This window comes from Streptomyces sp. NPDC005805, from assembly GCF_040630445.1.
In the GTDB taxonomy this organism is placed as follows: domain Bacteria; phylum Actinomycetota; class Actinomycetes; order Streptomycetales; family Streptomycetaceae; genus Streptomyces.
On sequence record NZ_JBEXXN010000009.1, the window covers coordinates 43,674 to 63,539 of the forward strand.

16 protein-coding genes and 1 tRNA gene are annotated in these 19,866 nt (G+C 74.6%); 6 read left to right on the forward strand and 11 right to left on the reverse strand.

Annotated features, from left to right (window positions below):
• Positions 1–211: 211 nt before the first annotated feature.
• Entirely contained in the window at positions 212–691 is a 480-nt protein-coding gene (locus ABZ457_RS07715) for an SsgA family sporulation/cell division regulator (RefSeq protein WP_359155017.1), read from the forward strand.
• A 91-nt stretch (positions 692–782) separates the two neighbouring features.
• On the opposite strand, the gene ABZ457_RS07720 is transcribed toward ABZ457_RS07715, so the two are convergent.
• The gene (locus ABZ457_RS07720) at positions 783–2,150 is read right to left on the reverse strand and encodes an FAD-linked oxidase C-terminal domain-containing protein (protein ID WP_359155019.1); all 1,368 of its coding nucleotides are present in this window, start codon (positions 2,148–2,150) and stop codon (positions 783–785) included.
• 108 nt (positions 2,151–2,258) lie between these two features.
• On the opposite strand from ABZ457_RS07720, the gene ABZ457_RS07725 reads away from it, so the two are divergent.
• Complete coding sequence (locus tag ABZ457_RS07725; RefSeq protein WP_359155021.1) at positions 2,259–3,671, forward strand: tetratricopeptide repeat protein; 1,413 nt, start codon at positions 2,259–2,261, stop codon at positions 3,669–3,671.
• A gap of 28 nt (positions 3,672–3,699) precedes the next feature.
• On the opposite strand, the gene hppD is transcribed toward ABZ457_RS07725, so the two are convergent.
• Positions 3,700–4,845, reverse strand: coding sequence for a 4-hydroxyphenylpyruvate dioxygenase (gene hppD / locus ABZ457_RS07730; RefSeq protein WP_359155023.1), 1,146 nt, complete (start codon positions 4,843–4,845; stop codon positions 3,700–3,702).
• 145 nt (positions 4,846–4,990) lie between these two features.
• Here hppD and ABZ457_RS07735 point away from each other — a divergent pair, with 145 nt between their 5' ends.
• The 3 genes from ABZ457_RS07735 to ABZ457_RS07745 all read left to right on the forward strand — a co-directional run bounded on the left by ABZ457_RS07735 (position 4,991) and on the right by ABZ457_RS07745 (position 7,899).
• Complete coding sequence (locus tag ABZ457_RS07735) at positions 4,991–5,470, forward strand: Lrp/AsnC family transcriptional regulator (RefSeq protein ID WP_359155025.1); 480 nt, start codon at positions 4,991–4,993, stop codon at positions 5,468–5,470.
• A gap of 81 nt (positions 5,471–5,551) precedes the next feature.
• On the forward strand, positions 5,552–6,160 hold the full coding sequence (locus ABZ457_RS07740) for a winged helix-turn-helix domain-containing protein (protein WP_359155027.1): 609 nt from the start codon (positions 5,552–5,554) through the stop codon (positions 6,158–6,160).
• A 515-nt stretch (positions 6,161–6,675) separates the two neighbouring features.
• Positions 6,676–7,899 carry an MFS transporter gene (locus ABZ457_RS07745; protein WP_359155029.1) on the forward strand — a complete coding sequence of 408 codons (1,224 nt, stop codon included), beginning with the start codon at positions 6,676–6,678 and terminating at the stop codon, positions 7,897–7,899.
• Here ABZ457_RS07745 and ABZ457_RS07750 read toward each other — a convergent pair.
• The 6 genes from ABZ457_RS07750 to ABZ457_RS07775 form a co-directional block, all read right to left on the reverse strand.
• The gene (locus ABZ457_RS07750) at positions 7,896–8,684 is read right to left on the reverse strand and encodes a S16 family serine protease (protein WP_359155031.1); all 789 of its coding nucleotides are present in this window, start codon (positions 8,682–8,684) and stop codon (positions 7,896–7,898) included. The genes ABZ457_RS07745 and ABZ457_RS07750 overlap by 4 nt on opposite strands.
• Positions 8,685–8,933: 249 nt before the next feature.
• On the reverse strand, positions 8,934–9,575 hold the full coding sequence (locus ABZ457_RS07755; RefSeq protein WP_359155033.1) for a helix-turn-helix domain-containing protein: 642 nt from the start codon (positions 9,573–9,575) through the stop codon (positions 8,934–8,936).
• 486 nt (positions 9,576–10,061) lie between these two features.
• On the reverse strand, positions 10,062–11,846 hold the full coding sequence (locus ABZ457_RS07760) for a DEAD/DEAH box helicase (protein WP_359155035.1): 1,785 nt from the start codon (positions 11,844–11,846) through the stop codon (positions 10,062–10,064).
• 137 nt (positions 11,847–11,983) lie between these two features.
• Positions 11,984–12,373, reverse strand: a complete 390-nt coding sequence (locus tag ABZ457_RS07765) for a type II toxin-antitoxin system death-on-curing family toxin (RefSeq protein WP_359155037.1) — start codon at positions 12,371–12,373, stop codon at positions 11,984–11,986.
• The gene (locus tag ABZ457_RS07770) at positions 12,370–12,570 is read right to left on the reverse strand and encodes a CopG family transcriptional regulator (protein ID WP_359155039.1); all 201 of its coding nucleotides are present in this window, start codon (positions 12,568–12,570) and stop codon (positions 12,370–12,372) included. Before ABZ457_RS07770 ends, ABZ457_RS07765 begins: the two co-directional genes overlap by 4 nt.
• A 25-nt stretch (positions 12,571–12,595) precedes the next feature.
• Complete coding sequence (locus ABZ457_RS07775) at positions 12,596–14,095, reverse strand: MFS transporter (RefSeq protein ID WP_359155041.1); 1,500 nt, start codon at positions 14,093–14,095, stop codon at positions 12,596–12,598.
• Positions 14,096–14,287: 192 nt separating this feature from the next.
• On the opposite strand from ABZ457_RS07775, the gene ABZ457_RS07780 reads away from it, so the two are divergent.
• Positions 14,288–14,362: transfer RNA gene (locus ABZ457_RS07780), tRNA-Cys, on the forward strand.
• 99 nt (positions 14,363–14,461) lie between these two features.
• Here the strand turns inward: ABZ457_RS07780 and ABZ457_RS07785 are convergent.
• Genes ABZ457_RS07785 through ABZ457_RS07795 form a run of 3 tightly spaced genes read right to left on the reverse strand, consistent with a single transcriptional unit; the run spans position 14,462 to position 19,703 of the window.
• A complete protein-coding gene (locus ABZ457_RS07785; protein ID WP_359155043.1) occupies positions 14,462–16,786 on the reverse strand; it encodes a molybdopterin cofactor-binding domain-containing protein in 2,325 nt (774 codons plus the stop codon).
• On the reverse strand, positions 16,783–18,810 hold the full coding sequence (locus ABZ457_RS07790; RefSeq protein ID WP_359155046.1) for a 2Fe-2S iron-sulfur cluster-binding protein: 2,028 nt from the start codon (positions 18,808–18,810) through the stop codon (positions 16,783–16,785). The genes ABZ457_RS07785 and ABZ457_RS07790 overlap by 4 nt, the downstream gene beginning before the upstream one ends.
• Positions 18,807–19,703, reverse strand: coding sequence for an FAD binding domain-containing protein (locus ABZ457_RS07795; RefSeq protein WP_359155048.1), 897 nt, complete (start codon positions 19,701–19,703; stop codon positions 18,807–18,809). Before ABZ457_RS07795 ends, ABZ457_RS07790 begins: the two co-directional genes overlap by 4 nt.
• Positions 19,704–19,866: the final 163 nt, after the last annotated feature.

Below are 19,866 nucleotides of genomic sequence, written 5' to 3' on the forward strand. Positions count from 1 at the left end.
TCTTCTCGAGTCCTCAATACAAGGGTCCACATCTATCAGACCCTTGAGCGCGGCCGGGCCGGTCCTTCGACAACGGCCACTTTCCGGTCACTTCACGATCACAGAAAGTTACCTCCGGAAGTCGCGTAAGAGTTGCGCGGCAAGCCCCTCTCTACCGGTGAGGCCCGTGGCGTACGGGCACGCACCGCAGCAGACGAGAGGAACGACGACGATGAAGAACACCGTGGTGGAGCGCGAGCTGGAGCTGAACCTCGTGCTCTCCCCCGAGCGCAGCATCCCCGTGCCCGCCCGCCTCACCTACCGCGCGGCCGACCCCTTCGCCGTCCACATCGCCTTCCACATCGGCTCCGAGCACCCGGTGCACTGGACCTTCGCGCGGGAGCTGCTGGTGGAGGGGGTGTTCCGGCCGTGCGGCGGCGGGGACGTGCGGGTGTGGCCGACGAAGTCCGCGGGCCGCAGCGTCATCCTGATGGCGCTGAGTTCACCCGACGGGGACGCCCTGCTGGAGGCCCCGTCGGCCGCGGTGTCGGCGTGGCTGGAGCGGACCCTGCGGATCGTCCCGCCGGGCGCGGAGGCGGATCTGCTGGGCATCGACGACGCCCTGGCCGAACTGCTGGCCCCGGCGGGGGCGGACGAACGTCCGCGCCGGGGCCCCGCGCGGTCGGAGGACTCCCCGGACGGCGAGGCATGAGCCGGGCGGGGGGCCGGCGCCGGGGCCGACGGCACAGAAGGGCGCCCGGGCGGCGGAGCGGCCCGTCCGGGTGTCAGAGCTCGCCCGGGTGTCAGAAGAGCTTGCCCGGGTTGAGGATGCCCAGCGGGTCGAAGGTCCGGCGGATGCCCTGCTGCAACTCCAGCCCGACCGGGCCCAGTTCCCGGGCGAGCCACTCCTTCTTCAAGACGCCGACCCCGTGTTCGCCGGTGATCGTGCCGCCCAGCTCCAGACCGAGGGCCATGATCTCGTCGAAGGAGGCGCGGGCGCGGCTCGACTCGTCCTCGTCGAGGTGGTCGAAGCAGACGACGGGGTGGGTGTTGCCGTCGCCCGCGTGGGCGCAGACGCCGATGACGAGGTCGTACTTCTCGGCGATCCGGGCGGTCCGCTCGATCATCTCGCCGAGCCGGGAGCGCGGCACGCACACGTCGTCGATCATGGTCGCCGTCTTGACGGCCTCCAGGGCTGGCAGGGACATCCGGCGGGCCGTGAGCAGGAGTTCGGACTCGGCCGGGGAGTCCGCGGGGACGACCTCGCTCGCGCCCGCCGCCTCGCACAGACCGGCGACGAGGGCCAGGTCGGCGGCCGGGTCCGGGGTGTCGAAGGCGCAGAGCAGCAGGGCCTCGGTCGTCTCCGGGAGGCCCATCGCGCCGAGCTTGTTGACCGCGCGGACGGTGGTGCGGTCCATGATCTCCAGCAGTGAGGGCGTGTGCCCCTGCTCCATGATCGCGCAGACGGCGTCGCAGGCCGCGCCCGCGGACGGGAACTCGGCGGCCAGCACGAGCGGGGCCGGCGGCTTGGGCCTCAGCGCGAGGACCGCCTCCACGACGATCCCGAGGCTGCCCTCGGAGCCGACGAACAGCCGGGTGAGGTCGTAGCCGGCGACGCCCTTGGCGGTGCGCCGGCCCGTGGTCAGCAGCCGCCCGTCGGCGAGGACGACGGTGAGCCCGAGCACGTACTCGGCCGTCACCCCGTACTTCACACAGCACAGGCCGCCGGAGGCGGTGCCGATGTTGCCGCCGATCGTGCAGGTCTCCCAGCTCGACGGGTCGGGCGGGTAGGAGAGGCCGTGCTCCTCCACCGCGCGGGACAGCACCGCGTTGACGACCCCCGGCTCGACGACGGCGATCCGGTCGACCGGACTGATCTCCAGGATCCGGTCCATCCGGGTCAGGGAGAGCACGATGCAGCCCTCGGAGGCGTTCGCCGCGCCCGACAGGCCGGTCCGGGCGCCCTGCGGGACGACGGGGACGCGCAGTTCGGTCGCGGTCCGCATGACGTGCTGGACCTGTTCGACCGTGCGCGGCAGCACCACGACGGCCGGGGTGCCGGCCTCGCAGAAGCTCGCCATGTCGTTGCCGTACGAGACGGTCACGTCGGGGTCGGTGATGAGGGCCTCGGCCGGCAGACCGGCGCGCAGCCGCTCCAGGAGATCGTCCATGATCCCAGCCTCGCACCGGGGGCCATCGGTGTGAACCCGTCCGCGTTCCACCGGGTGCCGCCGGGTGTGTTCTTCGTATGGGCTGCCCGCTGACGCACAGTGAGCGCCATGAGACGCACAACCCTCAAGAACGCCGCCGTCGGCACGCTGGCCGGCGCGACCCTGGTCGCCGGGGTGGTCCTGCTCGCGCCCGGGTGGGGGGACGGCGACCGGCCCGGGGGCCCGGCCGCGCGGGCGCTGGCCGCCGCGGGGGCCGGGGCGCCGGCCGCGCCGGCGGATCTGGCGGCCCTGATCACGCACCACGAGGACCGGGTCCGGGACCGCCCGGAGGACGCGCGGGCCTGGGCCGAGCTGGGGGCGGCCTATGTGGAGCGCGGGGTCCGGGCCGGTGACACCGGGCTGTTCCCGAAGGCGGAACGGGCGCTCGGCCGTTCCCTGGCGCTGCGTCCGGCCGAACGGGGGAACACGGCCGCGCTGGTCTCCCTCGGGGCGCTGGCGAACGCCCGGCACGACTACCGGGCGGGGCGGGACCGGGCCGAGCAGGCGCGCAAGCTCCGGCCGAAGGATTGGGCCGCGTACCCGGTGCTCGTCGACGCGCTCGGCGGGCTCGGCGACCACGCGGGCGCGAGCCGGGCGATGGACGCCTTCCAGGAGCTGGCCTCCGGGCCGCAGGTGAAGGGCCGCGAGGCGCAGCTCTACCGGGACAAGGGCTGGCGGGAGGACGCGGCGGCCCTGGCGTACGACGCGGCGGAGCACTCCACGACCGGGGCGGAGAAGGCGGCGGCCCGGCACCGGCAGGGCGAACTCGCCTGGGAGCGCGGTGAGTACACGGAGGCCATCGGCCACTACGACGCGGCGCTGAAGGCGGAACCGGAATCCCACCGCTCCCTCGCCGGGCGGGCCCGGGCGCTCGCCGCGCTGGGCCGGACGGCCGAGGCGCAGCGGGCGTACGCGGAGGTCCTGGAGAAGGCGCCGCTGCCCGAGTACGCCCTGGAGGCGGGCGAGTTGGACCAGTCCCTCGGTCTGGACGGGGACGCGGCCACCCGGTACGCGCGGATGCGGGAGCTGGCGGGCGAGGCCCGGGCGGACGGGGTGCACACCGCTCTGGTGCTGGCCCGCTACGAGGCCGACCACGGGGACCCGGCGGTGGCGGTGCGCCTCCTCCAGGGCGAGTGGCGGCGCGGTCACCGCAGTGTGCACATGGCGGACGCGATGGGCTGGGCCCTGTCCCGGGCGGGCCGGGCGGACGACGCGCTGCCGTTCGCGAAGCTCGCCACCGGTCAGGGGCTGCGCAGCGCGCTGTTCTCGTACCACCGGGGCGAGATCGAGCGGGCGGCGGGCGAGGAGGGGGCGGCCCGGCGCCATGTGGAGGAGGCGCTGCGGACCAACCCGGAGTTCTCCCCGCTGCTGGCGCCCGCGGCCCGGGCGGCCCTGAAGCGGATCGGCGAGCCCGCGCCGGGCGGCCCGGTGGATCTGTACGGGGACGGGCCGACGCCGCTGGAGGAGCCGGAGGAGGGCTGACGGGCCCGCCCGTCAGCCCTCCGTCCGATCAGAGGTTGCCGCGCTTGGCCTGCTCGCGCTCGATCGCCTCGAAGAGCGCCTTGAAGTTGCCCTTGCCGAAGCCCATCGAGCCGTGGCGCTCGATCATCTCGAAGAAGACCGTCGGACGGTCCTGGACCGGCTTGGTGAAGATCTGGAGCAGATAGCCGTCCTCGTCGCGGTCGACCAGGATCTTCAGCTCGCGCAGGGTCTCGACCGGCACCCGGGTCTCGCCGGCCCACTCGCCGAGGGTGTCGTAGTACGAGTCCGGGGTGTCGAGGAACTGCACGCCCGCCGCCCGCATCGAGCGGACGGTGGCGACGATGTCGTTCGTGGCGAGCGCGATGTGCTGGACGCCCGCGCCGCCGTAGAACTCCAGGTACTCGTCGATCTGCGACTTCTTCTTCGCGATGGCCGGCTCGTTGATCGGGAACTTGACCTTGAGCGTGCCGTCGGCGACCACCTTGGACATGAGGGCGGAGTACTCGGTGGCGATGTCGTCGCCCACGAACTCCTTCATGTTGGTGAAGCCCATGACCTTGTTGTAGAACGCCACCCACTCGTTCATCCGGCCCAGTTCGACGTTGCCCACGCAGTGGTCGATCGCCTGGAAGGTGCGCTTGGCCGGCGGCTCGACGATCGGGGAGGCGGGCACGAAGCCCGGCAGGTAGGGGCCGTCGTAGCCCTTGCGCTCGACGAGTGTGTGCCGGGTCCTCCCGTAGGTCGCGATCGCGGCGAGGACGACACCCCCGTGGTCGTCCTTGACCTCGTGCGGCTCGGTGATGCCGGTGGCACCGTTCTCGACGGCGTAGGCGTAGGCGGCGCGGGCGTCGGGCACCTCGATGGCGAGGTCGACGACACCGTCGCCGTGGGCGGCGACATGGTCCGCGAGGAAGTGGCCCCACTCGGTGGAGGGCTTGATCACCGAGGTGAGGACGAAGCGGGCCGCGCCGTTGGTGAGGACGTAGCTCGCGGTCTCGCGGCTGCCGTTCTCCGGTCCGGAGTACGCGACCAGCTTCATGCCGAAGGCCGTCGAGTAGTAGTGCGCGGCCTGCTTGGCGTTGCCCACGGCGAAGACGACCGCGTCCATTCCCTTGACCGGGAACGGGTCGGCCTCGCGCGCGGTGTCGGGGGTGTGATGCGTGGTCTCAGTCATGGCAGCAGGCTCCCCCCGCTCCACAAGGTGCGCAATAGTTCTCGTAACGACTGGGCAATGTGCTCAGCTGATTCCCTCTTTCGGCGGGCGTTGTGTACAGGATGACCACCGCGATCGGGGGTGCGTCGGACACGGAGGAGACGGCATGGCGATCGATCATCTGGACGGCCGGCTGATCGTGCTGCTCGCGCGGGAGCCCCGGATCGGGGTGCTGGAGGCGTCGCGGCGGCTCGGTGTGGCGCGCGGGACGGTCCAGGCGCGGATGGACCGCCTCCAGTCGGGCGGGGTGATCCGGGGGTTCGGGCCGGATGTGGACCCGGCCGCACTGGGCTACCCGGTGACCGCGTTCGCGACGCTGGAGATCAAGCAGGGGCAGGGCGCGGACGTGCGGGCGCACCTCGGGACCGTCCCCGAGGTGCTGGAACTGCACACGACCACCGGGCACGGGGACATGCTCTGCCGGCTGGTCGCCCGCTCCAACGCGGACCTCCAGCGGGTGATCGACCGGGTGGTGGGCTTCGAGGGGATCGTGCGGGCGTCGACCGCGATCGTGATGGAGAACCCGGTGCCGCTGCGGATCATCCCGCTGGTGGAGCAGGCGGCGGAGGACTCCCGGCGGGGCTGAGCGCGTCCGTGTCGCAGGCATGCAAAGAAGTCGTTGCAAAAAACCGTTGCAAAGGCTTCTTTGCATGTCTATGGTCGTCCTATGAGCGAGGAGAACGACGAGGCACGGACCGGCGAGCAGGAGCGCGTCCTGCGGACGCTCGACCCGCGATCGCTGCGGGGGCTCGCCCACCCGCTGCGGATGCGGCTGCTCGCCACCCTGCGGCTGGACGGACCGGCCACCGCGTCCCAACTGGCCGGGAAACTGGGTGAGTCGAGCGGCGCGACCAGCTACCACCTGCGGCAGCTCGCCGCGCACGGCTTCGTGGAGGACGCCCCGGAGCGCGGCAAGGGGCGGGAACGCTGGTGGCGGGCGGCCGAGCAGGGGATGCTCTTCGACGAGTCCCTGAACTCCGACCCGGACCCGACGGTGCGCGGCGCCGCCGACCTCTACCTCCACGAGCACGCGACCATGCACACCCAGGAGGTCGCGAACTGGCTCGCGGTCCAGCGCGAGTGGCCGGAGGAGTGGCGCCGGGGCGCCGACCTCAGCGACTTCACACTGCGGCTGACCTCCGCCCAGGCCCTGGAACTGAACGAGCGCCTCCACGACCTGATCGAGAGCTACCGCGAGGCGGCGCCGCCCGAGGGCACGGAGGGGGCGGCCCAGGTGCGGCTGCACACCCATCTGCTGCCGCGCGCCCTGGACTGAACGACACCACCGACACGCGCCGAAGCCCCTGGAGCGGGGCCGGGGCCGGGCGTGGACACGCGCCGCGGTCACGGCACCGCCATGCCTTCCGCCGCCCCTCCCCGCACACCCCTTCATCCGAACCGAGTGAGACGAGGTGACGACCGCCATGCACACCCCGCACTCCGCCGACGTCCATCTGCTGCTCCACCGAGCCCGCGCCGACGAACTGCGCGCCGAGGCCGACCGGGCCCGCGCCGTCCCGCCGGAGCCGTGGCGCACCCGGCTGGGCTGGACCCTGGTCGAGACGGGCCTGCGCCTCCTGCCTCTCCATGAGGGCTCGATTCGCCTCCGGGGCGCTCTCAGCGGGTGCCGACGGTCGGCCGTGCTCGGACCCTCGTACCTCGGGTCCTGCGCGCGCCCTCCCTTTCGACACCCGCGCGCCCTTCGGCTCACTCGCCGACCCGGGACTGAGCGGGCGGCCGGGTAAGGGCGCGGCGGCCGGGACGGGCGGGCGGCGGGGGCCGTTCGCCGCCGTGCTGACGGCCAACGCCGTGTCCATCAGCGGCAATTCGCTCACCCTCATCGGCGTCCCGTGGTTCACCCTGGAGACCACGGGCAGCCCCGGGAAGGCCGGGCTGGTGGCCTTCTGCGCCACGCTGCCGGTGGTGGTCTCGGCCGTCACCGGCGGGCCGGTGATCGACCGGATCGGCCGCCGCCGGGTCAGCGTCCTCAGCGACCTGGTCTGCGCGGCGGCCCTCGCGGCGATCCCGCTGCTGCACTGGTCGGGCGCCCTGCGCTTCTGGATGCTGTGCGCGCTGATGGCCCTCACCGGGCTGTTCCACGCCCCCGGCGAGACCGCCCGGCACGTCCTCGTCCCCGATCTCGCCGCCCGGGCCGGGACCAGCCTCTCGCGGGCCGCCAGCCTCTTCGACGCGGTCTCGCGCGGGGCGCGGATGGCGGGCGCGGCACTCGCCGGGGTGCTCATCGCCGTGATCGGCGCGGAGGCCGTCCTCGTCATCGACGCGTTGACCTTCTGCGGCTCCGCGCTGCTCGTCGTGTACGGGCTGCGGGGCGTCGCCGCGGCCGAACCCCGGCGGGCCGGGGCCCCCGCCTCGTTCCGGGCGTACCGCGCGGAACTGCGCGAGGGCTGTGCGTACGTCCTGCGCAACCGGCTGCTGCTGGCGATCATGCTGATGGTGATGCTCACCAACGGCTTGGACCAGGGCTGGAGTTCGGTGCTGCTGCCGGTCCACGCGCGGGAGGAGCTGGGCGGCGCGCGGGAGTTGGGCGTCCTGGTCGCCCTCTTCGGCGGCTGCGCGCTGCTCGGCGCGCTCCTCTACGCGGCGGTGGGCCACCGCTTCCCCCGGCGGGTGCTCTTCACGGTCGCCTTCCTGCTGTGCGGGGCGCCCCGGTTCACCGTCGCGGCCCTGGTGGACGGCCCGGTCCCGCTGGGCGTCACCATGGCGGTCGGCGGGCTGGGCGCGGGGATGCTCAACCCGATCCTGACGACGGTGATGTACGAACGCGTCCCCGAGGAGCTGCGCAGCCGGGTCATGAGCGTGTCGACGGCGGTGGTGCTGATGACCACCCCGCTCGGCGGGCTCGCGGCCGGGCGGATCATCGAGTCGGCGGGACTGGCGACGGCCCTGCTGGTGTTCGGCGCGCCCTACTTCCTGGCGACGCTCTCCCCGGCGGTGTTCCCGTGCTGGCGGGAGCTGGACTCGGCTCCGGACCCGGCACCGGGCCCGGCGGGCTAGCAGGAGGGGACCTCGCCCCCGCGCTCCAGGGCGCGCAGCGAGTCGACCGCGCCGCGGAGCGTGGTGACCGGGATGAGGCGCATCCCTGAGGGCAGCTCGGCCTCGGCGTCGCCGCACTCGGCCTTGGGGACCAGGAAGACGGTGGCCCCGTCCCGCTTGGCCGCCTGGGTCTTCAGGGAGACCCCGCCGACCGGGCCGACCGCGCCGTCCGCCGTGATGGTGCCGGTGCCCGCGATGCTGCGTCCGCCGGTGAGGCTGCCGCCCGCGCCGTCGCCGTCGAGCTTGTCGACGATGCCGAGGGAGAACAGCAGGCCGGCGCTGGGGCCGCCGACGTCGGCGAGGTGGAGGGAGACGTCGACCTTCGCCGGGTCCTCGTCGAGGTAGGCGAGGGCGGCGGTCGTGGCGTCGTCCTGGGAGTCGGCCATGTCCCGGGCGTTGGTGCGCTCGACCTCCTGGTCCGACTTGCCCGCCGGGTAGACGGCGTCCCTCGGCAGCACCGAGCGGTCGGTGCGGAACCAGGCGTCGACCACGTCACCGAGGCCGACGTCGACGGAGGGGCCGGTCGCCACGATGGTCGTCATCCGCAGGGCGCCGTCGGTGGGGCGGGTCGGCGCGCCCTTGATCGTGATGACCTCGCGGCCCTGGTCCTTCCCGAGGACGTTCGCGGTCATGCCCGGCTGCGCCACGACGAAGGGCAGCGGCGCGAACCCGGCGACGGCGATCAGCCCGGCGACGGGGAGGGCGCAGAGGGCGAGGGCGCGGGGGCGCGAGAGGCTGGAGAACACGCCGACAATCTATCCGGCCGCGCGCCCCCGGTGGGCCGGGCGTCTCCTCCCGGCGGGCGGCGGGCCCGGTGGGCGGGCGTCTCCTCCCGGCGGGCGGGCGGCGGGCCCGGTGGGCCGGGCGTCTCCTCCCGGCGGGCGTCCCCCTCCCCCGGTGGGCCGGGCGTCTCCTCCCGGCGGGCGGCGGGCCCGGTGGGCCGGGCCTCGGGCACGGGCCCGGACCGCGGCCCGGGGGCACGGGCCCGGCCGGCCTCAGCGGAGGGCGTCCGCCACTTCGCGGGCCGCGTCGACCACGCGCGGGCCGACCCGCTCCGGTACCGCGTCCGCCAGCATGACCACGCCCACACTCCCCTCTATCCCCGTCACGCCGACCAGCGCCGCGGCCGCCCCGCACGCGCCGGCCTCCAGCTCGCCGTGGGTGAGGGTGTAGCCCGCCTCGGCGTGGACGCTCTGCCGGGCGGCCAGGATCGCCTTGCCCGCCGCGCCACGGTCCAGCGGGTGGCGGAACCCCGCGCGATAGGCGACGTGGTAGTCCGTCCAGGTCGGCTCGACGACGGCGACCGCGAGGGCCTCCGCGCCGTCCACCAGGGTGAGGTGGGCCGTGGCCCCGATGTCCTCCGCGAGGGAGCGCAGCGCCGGCATGGCGGCCTCCCGCACCAGCGGGTGCACCTGGCGGCCGAGGCGGAGCACGCCGAGGCCGACACGGGCCCGGCCGCCCAGGTCGCGCCGGACCAGCGCGTGCTGCTCCAGCGTGGCGAGCAGGCGGTAGACGACGGTCCGGTTGACGCCGAGCTTGTTGGAGAGCTCGGTGACGGTCAGCCCGTGGTCCGTATCGGCGAGCAGCTTGAGGACACGCAGTCCCCGGTCGAGCGTCTGAGAGGTTTCCGCGGTCACGACGCCCCCTCCTTAGGAGTGAGTGACGGCGGTCCCCCGACGGAGGTGACGGCACCGGTCCCATTCGGCGACGCACCCAGAGGCCGCCGGCAGGCCATGGCACACCGACTGCGCTCCGCGGCGGCGCTGCCACGGGGCGTGTGTATTGCGGGGACATTAGCGAGCGGCACCGCTCAGCGGAAGACCTCGTCCAGAATCCGGGCGATCTTCTTCGGCGGGCGCGGGATTGATCCCGCTTCGGGAATTCTGTCGCCCCATGCGAATACGCGACGGAGAACTCCGCGCACTCGGGAAACCCCACCGTGGGATTCCGTGCCCGGGCCCCCGCCCCCACGTCCCCCGCGCCGCGTCGGCCGAGTCCGGAGGGGGACGCACCGCGTGCCGGCCGGCGTCACCGGCGGGGAATTCCGTCGCGGAACTCCCCGCCCCCGCGTGCGCATTGCGGTGCGAAACCGCCCGCCGCGGCAATTCCCGCGTGCCGGGAATTCACCGCATACGGGTCGCCCACTCCTGCACCTTCTTGATCCTTTCCCGGATCTGGCCGGCCGTCGCCTCCGCGCTCGGCGGTCCGCCGCACACCCGGCGCAGCTCGGTGTGGATCACCCCGTGCGGCTTGCCGCTCTGGTGGACGTACGCGCCGACCATGGTGTTGAGCTGCTTGCGCAGCTCCAGCAGCTCCTTGTGGGAGACCACCGGCCGCCGCTCGGCGGGCAGTTCCAGCAGGTCGGCCTCGGTGTCCGGCTTCTTGCGGCTGTGCGCGATCTGGCGGGCCTGCCGCTTCTGGAGCAGCAGCTGCACCTGGTCCGGCTCCAGCAGCCCGGGGATGCCGAGGTAGTCCTGCTCCTCCTCGCTGCCCGGGTGCGCCTGCATGCCGAACTCGGCGCCGTCGTAGAGGACCCGGTCGAAGACCGCGTCGGACTCCAGCGCCTCGAAGGGCAGCATGTCCTGCTCGCCGGTGTCCTCGTCCTGCTGCTTCTCGGCCTCGGCCATCTCCTTCTCGGACTCGGCGTACGGGTCCTCGTCGGAGTCCTTCTTCGGCTTGTCGAGGGCGTGGTCGCGCTCGACCTCCATCTCGGAGGCGAAGCCGAGGAGGTTGGGGATGGTCGGCAGGAAGACCGACGCCGTCTCGCCGCGCCGGCGGGAGCGCACGAAGCGGCCCACGGCCTGGGCGAAGAACAGGGGCGTCGAGATGGTCGTCGCGTACACCCCGACCGCGAGGCGGGGCACGTCGACGCCCTCGGAGACCATGCGGACGGCGACCATCCAGCGGTCCTGGTTCTCGCTGAACTCCTCGATCCGCTTCGACGCGGCCGCCTCGTCGGAGAGGACCACCGTGGCCTTGGTGCCGGTGATCTCGCGGATGAGTTTGGCGTACGCGCGGGCCGAGTCCTGGTCGGAGGCGATGACGAGGCCGCCCGCGTCGGGGATCGCCTTGCGGACCTCGGTGAGCCGCTGGTCGGCGGCGCGCAGCACGTTCGGCATCCAGTCGCCGCGCGGGTCGAGCGCGGTGCGCCACGCCTGGGAGACCGCGTCCTTGGTCATCGGCTCGCCGAGCCGGGCCGCGACCTCGTCACCGGCCTTGGTGCGCCAGCGCATGTTGCCGCTGTAGCTGAGGAATATCACCGGCCGGACGACGCCGTCGCCGAGGGCGTTGCCGTAGCCGTAGGTGTAGTCGGCGGAGGAGCGGCGGATACCGTCGGCGCCCTCCTCGTAGGTGACGAAGGGGATCGGGTTGGTGTCCGAGCGGAAGGGCGTACCGGTCAGCGCGAGCCGCCGGGTCGCGGGCTCGAACGCCTCCAGGCACGCCTCGCCCCAGGACTTGGAGTCACCGGCGTGGTGGATCTCGTCCAGGATGACCAGCGTCTTGCGCTGCTCGCAGCGGTTGCGGTGCAGCATGGGGCGGACGCCGACACCCGCGTAGGTGACCGCGACGCCCTGGTACTCCTTGCTCAGCGGGCCCGCGCTGTACTCCGGGTCCAGCTTGATCCCTATACGGGCGGCCGCCGAGGCCCACTGCTTCTTCAGGTGCTCGGTCGGCGCGACCACGGTGATCTGCTGCACGACATGGTGGTGCAGCAGCCACGAGGCGAGCGTCAGCGCGAAGGTCGTCTTGCCGGCGCCGGGCGTGGCGACCGCGAGGAAGTCGCGCGGCTGCTCCTGGACGTACCGGTCCATCGCCCCCTGCTGCCAGGCACGCAGCTTGTTGGCGGTGCCCCAGGGGGCCCTGCCGGGGAAGGCGGGTGAGAGGTGGTGGGAGGCGGTAGTAGTCACGGTCTCCGGGTGCGGGCTCGACTGGACGGGGCGCGGTACGACGGGACGGGGGCGCTGTACGACAACCGGGCCACCCTACCGGTGCCGCCCCTGGGCGCGGTCGGAACACCGCCGCGCACCGAGCGACGTGGTACGCGTCACGCGGCCGGAACGGCGAGCTCCCGCAGCGCCTCGGCGATGACCTTCACCTCGTCGACCGCGCCGGTCGCCACATCGATCACCAGACGCTCGGCCGCGTCGATGTCGGGGCGCAGTTGGACGTCGTTCAGCGCCAGGAAGACCATGCAGGAGGTCCACGCCGTGCGCTTGTTGCCGTCGACGAAGGGGTAGTTGACGGCCAGCGACTGCAGCAGCGCCGCGGCCTTGCCGAAGACCTCGGGGTACGCCTCCTGGCCGAACATCGCCGCCGGGGGGCGGTGCACGGCGGACTCGAGCAGGCCCAGATCCCGCACGACGACGTCCTGGTCGTCGACCGCGAGCGCGGCGACGGCCAGGACGTCCTCGGCGTCCAGGTAGACACAGGTCACTTCAGCCGCTCCAGGAGCTCGGACCACTTGGCGACCTGCTCCTTGGCGGTCTTCTGGACCATCGCCTGATGGGCGGTCCTGGCCAGGTACTCGTCGACCGCGCGCAGCAGTATGGCGTGCATGCTGATGCCCTCTTCCTCGGCGCGGCGCTTGAGGGCTTCGGTCTGGTCGTCCCGGAGACGCAGATTCATGGCCATACCAGAACGGCACCAGCGCATGGGGTCACTCTGGTACCACTTTGGGTACACGCAGCCGGGTCGCCACCCACGCCCCCGCCAGGGCGACCGCCGCCATCGGGAGGAAGACGGCGGCGAAGGCGGCCGGGTGGGAGGCGGTGGCGGCCGTCGTGGCGGTGCCGTGGGCCGCCGCGCCGAGTGCCGCGCCGCCGAGTGCGGCGAAGGCGGCACCGCCCGCCGCGAGGAGGAGGACGTTGGAGAGGGCGTCGGAGATCTGGAGGGCCGCCGAGTTGGCGCCCGCCTCCTCAGGGGCCGAGAGCTTCAGCAGCAGCACGCTCGTGGAACCGATGACCAGGCCCATACCGAAGCAGCCGTAGGTCCAGGCGACGGCGACGATCCACACCGGGACCGCCTCGATCAGGACGGTCGGCGCGGTGGCGATCGCGGCGGCGACCAGCAGCATGCCGAGGACGGCCAGCCGTTCGCGGTGGGGCTCGGCGCGCGGCCGGGACTGGGCGAACGAGCCGAGGGCCCAGGTCGCGCCGCCCGCCGCGAGGGAGAGCCCGGCCAGGGTCGGCGACAGCCCCCGCTGGGTGACCAGCATCAGCGGGACGAACGACTCCGCGGCGATGAACGAGCCGGCCGCCACGCCCCGCAGCAGGACGACGGACGGCAGCCCGCGCGCCGCCCGGTAGGTGCCCTTCGGCAGCACGCCGAGCACCGACGGCACAAGCAGCGCGGCGCCCGCGGCGGCCGGCAGCAGGGAGAGCCAGCGCAGGTCCTGCCCGGCGTACTGGAGCAGGCCCGCGCCCAGCGAGATCCCGAACGCGAGCCGGATCCGCCGCCGGTCGAAGCCGGGTACCGGCGCCCCGGGGTCGGCGGGCCCGGAGGCGCGCTGCCGGATCGCGGGCAGGGCGAGCGCGAGGGGCACCACGACCAGGACCGGGATGCCGAGGAACACCCAGCGCCAGCCGAGCTGCTCGGCGACCGTGCCGGCCGCCAGCGGGCCGACCACGGACGGGATCACCCAGCTCGCGGCGAACGCGGCCATGATCGCGGGCTGGAGGTGCGAGGGGTAGGCGCGGCTGACGACGACGTACAGGGCGACGATGACCAGCCCGCCGCCGAGCCCCTTCACGGCCCGCCCGAGGACGAAGACCCACATCGCGGACGCCGTCCCGGAGAGCGCAAGACCCACGGCCCACGCGGTCATCCCGAGCGCGAGCGGCCCGAGCGGGCCCCGCCGGTCGGCCCACTGCCCGGAGACGACCATGCCGAAGAGGCTGGTCGTGAAGTAGGCGGAGAAGGCGAACGCGTAGAGGGGGATGCCGTGCAGCTCACGGGCGGCCACCGGCATGGCGGTGCCGACCGCCGTGGCCTCGAAGGCGATCAGGAAGACGACCGAGACGATCCCGACGCTGAGCGCCCGGTACGGCGCCCGCAGCACCCCCTCGCGCCCGCCACCGCCCCCGGCGGGGACGGGGGCGGAAGCAGGGGGCGGCGGAGGCGGCGCGACCTCGGTGTCGCGCGGTTCGGGGGTGGTCATGCCCCTCAGCGTAAGGGGCATGAGCCGAGTTGGACCCTGTCGCGGGTCGGGTACGGACTGGTCCCTTGGACGTAGGCCCGGCGCACCCGCCCGCGCGCGGGCGTGAACGGCGCATGGCAGTCGTGTTGCGGCCCGGCCGGATTCCTTGAACGGCCCGCGAGCACCGGCCTACGGTCGGGGAGTCGACAACACGACCGTGTGCCCGAGTGGTTCAGGGGCTCGACTGCAACTCGAGTTACACCGGTTCGAATCCGGTCACGGTCTCCACGCGGACGGCGGGGTGCGGTGGCCCGGGAAGCTTCTCCCGGGGCGCCGCACCCCGCCGTCCGTCGTCGCGGGGCGCCCCGCCGGGGCCCCGTCCCCGTTTCAGGAGTTCGCCGCCCCCACCGCCGCCTGGGGGCGGATCGGGAGGCGGTTGACCGGGCGGCCGGTGGCGGCGCGGACGGCGGAGGCGACGGCGGCCGGGGCGGTGACGACCGGGGCCGCGCTGGCGGGCTTCGCGCCGAAGGGGGCGACCACGTCGCGCTCCTCGACGAGCTTCACGATGCGGATGTCCGGGGCGTCCAGGGCGGTCGGGAGGGCGTAGCCGGTCAGGTCCGGGTGGCGGACCAGGCCCCGGGCGGTGCGGAGGTTCTCCGTGAGGGCCGCGCCGATGCCCTGGGTGACGCCCGCCTCGATACGGGTCGCGAGCTGGGCCGGGTTGAGGACGTGGCCGACGTCCTGGGCGACGGCCATCTCCACGACCCGGACGGAGCCGAGTTCGATGTCCACGTCCACCACGGCGCGGATCGCGCAGAAGGCGAGGCCCACGAAGGCGTCGCCCTGGCCGGCTCCGTCCAGGGGCTCGGTCGGGTGGGGGCGGCACTGGGCGGTGGCCCAGAGCTCCTTGCCCTCCATCGCCTCGGTGACCGTCGTCGAGAGCACCCCGTCGTACGAGGTGATCTTGCCGTCCGTGATCTGGAGCAGCTCCGTGGACATGCCGAACTGGTGGGCCAGCGGCTGGAGGAGCTGGGTGCGGACCATCTTCGCGGCCCGTTCGACCGCCCCGCCGGAGACCCAGGTGTGGCGGCCGTGCGCCGCCGGGCCGGCCGGGGGCTGGTCGGTGTCGACCGCGGCCACCCGCACGTCCTCGATGCCCAGGGTCTCCTGGACGATCTGGCGGGCGAGGGTGGAGAAACCCGAACCGGTCTCGACCGCCGCGCAGATGACCGTGGCGACCCCGTCCTGCACCCGGACGGTGGCCGTGGAGACCTCGTCCGCGCCCTCCGCGCCGAGCATGTGGACCATGCCGAGCGCGTAGCCGACGCCCCGGCGCACCGCGCCCGGCTCGCCCGCGCCCTCGGGGCCGCCGGGCAGCAGCCAGTCGTCCTCGGGGGTGTCCTTGGGCAGTGAGGGGAGCGGGAACTCCCTTACTGCCTGGAGGAGTTCGGCGACCGGGGCCGGGCAGGTGACGGTCTGGCCGGTGGGCAGGATGTCACCCGTGGCGAGGACGTTGCGCAGCCTCAGCTCCGCCGGGTCGACGCCGAGCCGGGCCGCCAGTTTGTCCATCTGCGCCTCGTACGCGGCGCAGACCTGCATGGCGCCCTCGCCGCGCACATGGCCGGACGGCGGGTTGTTGGTGCGCACGGCCCAGCCCTCGATGAAGGCGTGCGGCACCACGTAGGGGCCGCAGGCGAACGCGACGGCGGCGGCCAGGGATTCGGAGGAGGTGTCCGCGTACGCGCCCGCGTCCAGCAGGAGTTGGGCCTCGACCTTCACCAAGTGGCCCTCGGCGTCCGCGTGGTGGCGGTAGCGGAGGAGCGTGGGGTGCCGGTGGGGGTGGCCGAGGAAGGACTCCTCGCGGGTGGCGGTCAGCTTGACCGGGCAGCCGGTGCGCAGCGCGAGCAGCCCGAGGGCGAGCTGGAAGCCGGGGTCCTCGCGGTCGCCGGTCGCGCCGGGGACACCGGTGACGACGACCTTGACGCGCTCCTGCTCCAGCCCGAAGCAGGCCGCGGCCAGGTCGCGGTCGGCGTGCGGGTCGGTGGAGGCGAGGTACAGCTCGACGCCGCCGTCCGGGCGCGGCACCGCGAGCCCGGCCTCGGCGCCGATGGGCGCCGGGTCCTGGCGGCCGATCCGGTACAGCCCCTCGACGACGATCTCGCCGGTCGCGTCCGGGTCGCCGTAGCGCAGCGGGATGTGGCGGACGAGGTTGCCGTCGGGGTGCAGCGGCTCCGCCTCGAACGCCTTCTCCGGGTCGGTGACCGGCTCCAGGACCTCGTACTCGACCGCGATGGCGGCGGCGGCGAGGCGGGCGGTGTCCGGGTGGTCGGCGGCCACGGCGGCGATCGCCTCGCCGTGGTGGCGGACGACCTCGGAGGCGAAGACGGGCCGGTCGGCGATCCGGCGGCCGTACGCGGTGTCGCCGGGCACGTCCTCGTGGGTGATCACCGCGCGCACGCCCGGCATCTCGCGGGCGGCGGAGGTGTCCACGGAGACGATGCGGGCGTGCGGGTGGGGCGAGCGCAGCAGGGCGGCCCAGAGCAGGCCCTCGGCCCACAGGTCGGCCGCGTAGGGGAAGGTGCCCTCGGTCTTGGCGCGGGCGTCGGCCGCCGGGAGGGAGGCGCCGAGGCCGTGGACGGGCTGTTCCGGGGCGGGGCCGCCGCCGTCGGTGACGAGGGGGGCCGGGGTGGTGGTGGCCGCGTCGTTGCTCACGCCATGCCTCCGTCGTGCGGGTGGGCGTCGTGCGGGTGGGCCTGAACGCCCCCGGCGCCCGGGGGCGCCTGGTGCGGGATACGCGCCTGCGGGTCGGCGGAGGGCTCCGCCGGGGAGTCGTCGGCGGCGTCCGCCGTGCCGGCCGCGCGTTCGGCGACGACCTCGCGGACGGCGGCGAGCACGCCCTGATAGCCGGAGCAGCGGCAGAGGTTGCCGCAGAGGGCCTGCCGGGTCTCCAGCTCGGTGGGGGCGTGGTTGCCCTCCAGCAGGTCGTGGACGGTCATGGCCATGCCGGGGATGCAGAAGCCGCACTGGACGGCCCCGCAGGCCGCGAGCGCCCGCTGCACGTCGGAGGGCTCACCGCCGTCCGCGAGGCCCTCGACGGTACGGACCTCGGACCCGGCGGCGGTCGCGGCGGGGACCAGGCAGGAGGCGACGAGCCGGCCGTCCACCTGGACGTTGCAGGCGCCGCACTCGCCCTGCGAGCAGCCGTCCTTGGCGCCCGCGAGGCCGAGGCGCTCGCGCAGCACGTACAGCAGGGACTCGCCTATCCAGGCGTCACTGACGGGGCGGTCGGTGCCGTTGACCCGCAGGACGTAGGAGGTGGCGGGGTGCTCGTCGCCGGGGGCGTCGGGCTCGGGGCCGGGGTCGTGGGCGGGCTCGGGCCCGGCCGCCGGGGCGAGGTCGGGCCGCGTTTCCGGGTCGGCCGACGCCGGGGCGGACGGCCCCGGGGCATCGGCGGCGGCCGGGCCGACCGCGGTGGGGTCCCCCGGGGCGCTGTCGGACCGGTCCGGCGCGGACGGCGGCTCCGACGGCTCGGCCGCGCCCCCGGCGGCGGCCGCCCCGGTGGCGGGGCCCGGGTCCTCGGCGGGGGGCTCCGGTGCGGGCGACGGGGCCACGGGCTCGGACGCTTCCGCAGCGGGGGCGGTGTCCGGGTCGGCGTGGGCGCTCCCGGCCAGGCCGTCGGCGGTCTCGGCGGCGTCCCCGGCCGGGTCGGCCGGCTGTGCGGGGAGCTGGTCCGCCCAGGGGGCCGCCGCGCCGCCCGGGAGGGTCGCCCAGGGCGCGGGCGCGCCACCGGGCAGGGTGGCGGACGGGTCGCCCGGGGCCGGGTCCGTCCGCGCCCGGTCCGTGCGCGCGAACTCGCCCGACTCCTCGGGGAGGTCCCCCTCCGCGATCGGGATCGACCACTGGCCGGTCATCTCGTGCGCGGCGGTGGGGGGCGTCTCCTGCGGGAAGGTCCACTGGCCGGTCGCGTGCGGGTCGGCCGCCGGGTCCGGGCGGGTCTCCCCCGGCTCGGGCCAGCGCACGGCCTCCGGCCGCCCACCGGAGGCACCAGCCCCGGCATCGGCACCGCCACCGGGCGCACCCGTCCCGAGCCCCCTGCCCCAGCCGCCCGGCGCCCCCGGGTCGGTGTCCGCCGCCGGGGAGAGCGGCTTCAGCGGCAGGATCATCGGCGGGGTGTAGCCGTGTCCGGGCGCCTCCAGCGGAGCGCCGTCCGGCAGGCCCTCGGGCGGCAGCTGGACGAAGGCCGTCGACTCGCCGTCGTAGTCCGAGCCGGGCGCGGTGGGCTGCCAGCCGTCGTAGTCGGGCGCGAAGCTCTGGCCCGCGCCCTGGGTGTCCTGGCCGCCGGTCCCGTACGCGCCGGGCGCGCCGGGGTGGTGGCCCTGGCCGTAGGGCTGCCCGTACTCCGGGCCGTACCCCTCCCCGGCCGGGCCGCTACCCGCGTAGCCGTGCGTGCCGAACCCGTCCTGGGCGGGGTACCCGTGGCCCTGCCCGGCGGAGTCGCGCACAAAGCCCTCGGGGAGCCGCAGCCCGTCGCCGCCCTCGCTGTAGTCCGCGCCCTCGGCACGGTCGTCGAACTCGGTGCGATCGCCGTACTCGGCTCGGTCGCCGTACGCGCCGTGCCCGGGGTACTCGCCGGGCCGGGCGCGCTCCGCGTACTCGCCGCGCTCCGCGCGTTCGGCGCGGTCCCCGTCCGGCCGGTCGCCGGTCCGGGGGCCGTGCCGGTGGTCCTCGTTGCTCATGACAGCGCCCTCCCCAGTGCCCGTCGGGCCAGCGCGGCGACCGTGCGCCGCAGGTGCAGCACGGCGGGCGGCAGCACCTGCTGCTGCTCGCCCGGAGCCGCCGGTTCCGGGTCCGGGACGCAGGCGGCGGCGACGTACTCACCGAAGGCCGCGAGCGCCTCGCCCGCGAGCCCGCGTTCCCCGTCCCAGTCGATCAGCGAGGCGATCCAGCGTTCCGCCTCCAGCGGCCGCAGCGGCATCGGCGCGATCGCCCCGACCGCGCAGCGCACCCCGCGCCGGGCCGGGTCCAGCACCACGGCGACCGAGGCGGTGGCCCGGCCGGGGCCGGTGCGCCCGGTGGCCTTGAGGAACACCTGCGGCGCGTGCAGCAGCGGGACGCGGACGTACCCGATCAGCTCGGCGGGACCGAGCATCTCGCGGCCCGCGAGCATGTGGGAGACCGGGATCTCACGGCGGGCGCCGCCCGGGCCGGCGATGACGAGGTCGGCCTCCAGCGCGGCCAGCACCGGCAGGGTGTCCCCGGTGGGCGCGGCGGAGGCGATGTTGCCGCCGAGGGTGCCGGCGTTGCGGATCTGCGGCGGACCGGCGGCGCGCGCGGAGGCGGCGAGCGCCGGGATGAGGGCCGCGAAGTCCGGGCGGCCCATCCGCGCGTGGGTGAGCCCGGCGCCGAGCAGGGCGTGGCCGTCCTGGTAGCGCCAGCCGCGGATCTCGCTGATCCGGCCGAGGCCGACGAGCCCGGCGGGGCGCAGCCGGCCCCGGTTGACGGCCGCCATCAGGTCGGTTCCTCCGGCGACGGGCACGGCGGCGGGCATGGCGGTGAGCGCCGCCACGGCCTCGTCGAGCGAGTCCGGCAGCGTTACCGACTGTGCCGTCCGCGGTGCGTGCGTGGTCACCCAGTCGCCCCTTCCCGGTGTCCAGGCCATCCCGCCTGTGTTGCCGTACCGTACGTGCTCACAGGCCGGACGTGGCAACTCTGGCACATCTTCCGGGCCGCCCGCCGAGAGGGTCCGCGAAGGGACCCTCTGCGACAAAAGTCCGATTGACGGCTGTTCGCTG

Bases quoted from the DNA above. Each gene is read 5' to 3' on its own strand.
- ABZ457_RS07715 (WP_359155017.1), top strand. From the start codon at position 212: ATGAAGAACACCGTGGTGGAGCGCGAGCTGGAGCTGAACCTCGTGCTC.
- ABZ457_RS07770 (WP_359155039.1), bottom strand. From the start codon at position 12,570: ATGGCCATGAATCTGCGTCTCCGGGACGACCAGACCGAAGCCCTCAAG.
- ABZ457_RS07735 (WP_359155025.1), top strand. From the start codon at position 4,991: ATGGCGATCGATCATCTGGACGGCCGGCTGATCGTGCTGCTCGCGCGG.
- hppD (WP_359155023.1), bottom strand. From the start codon at position 4,845: ATGACTGAGACCACGCATCACACCCCCGACACCGCGCGCGAGGCCGAC.
- ABZ457_RS07720 (WP_359155019.1), bottom strand. From the start codon at position 2,150: ATGGACGATCTCCTGGAGCGGCTGCGCGCCGGTCTGCCGGCCGAGGCC.
- ABZ457_RS07775 (WP_359155041.1), bottom strand. From the start codon at position 14,095: ATGACCACCCCCGAACCGCGCGACACCGAGGTCGCGCCGCCTCCGCCG.
- ABZ457_RS07725 (WP_359155021.1), top strand. From the start codon at position 2,259: ATGAGACGCACAACCCTCAAGAACGCCGCCGTCGGCACGCTGGCCGGC.
- ABZ457_RS07740 (WP_359155027.1), top strand. From the start codon at position 5,552: ATGAGCGAGGAGAACGACGAGGCACGGACCGGCGAGCAGGAGCGCGTC.
- ABZ457_RS07790 (WP_359155046.1), bottom strand. From the start codon at position 18,810: ATGAGCAACGAGGACCACCGGCACGGCCCCCGGACCGGCGACCGGCCG.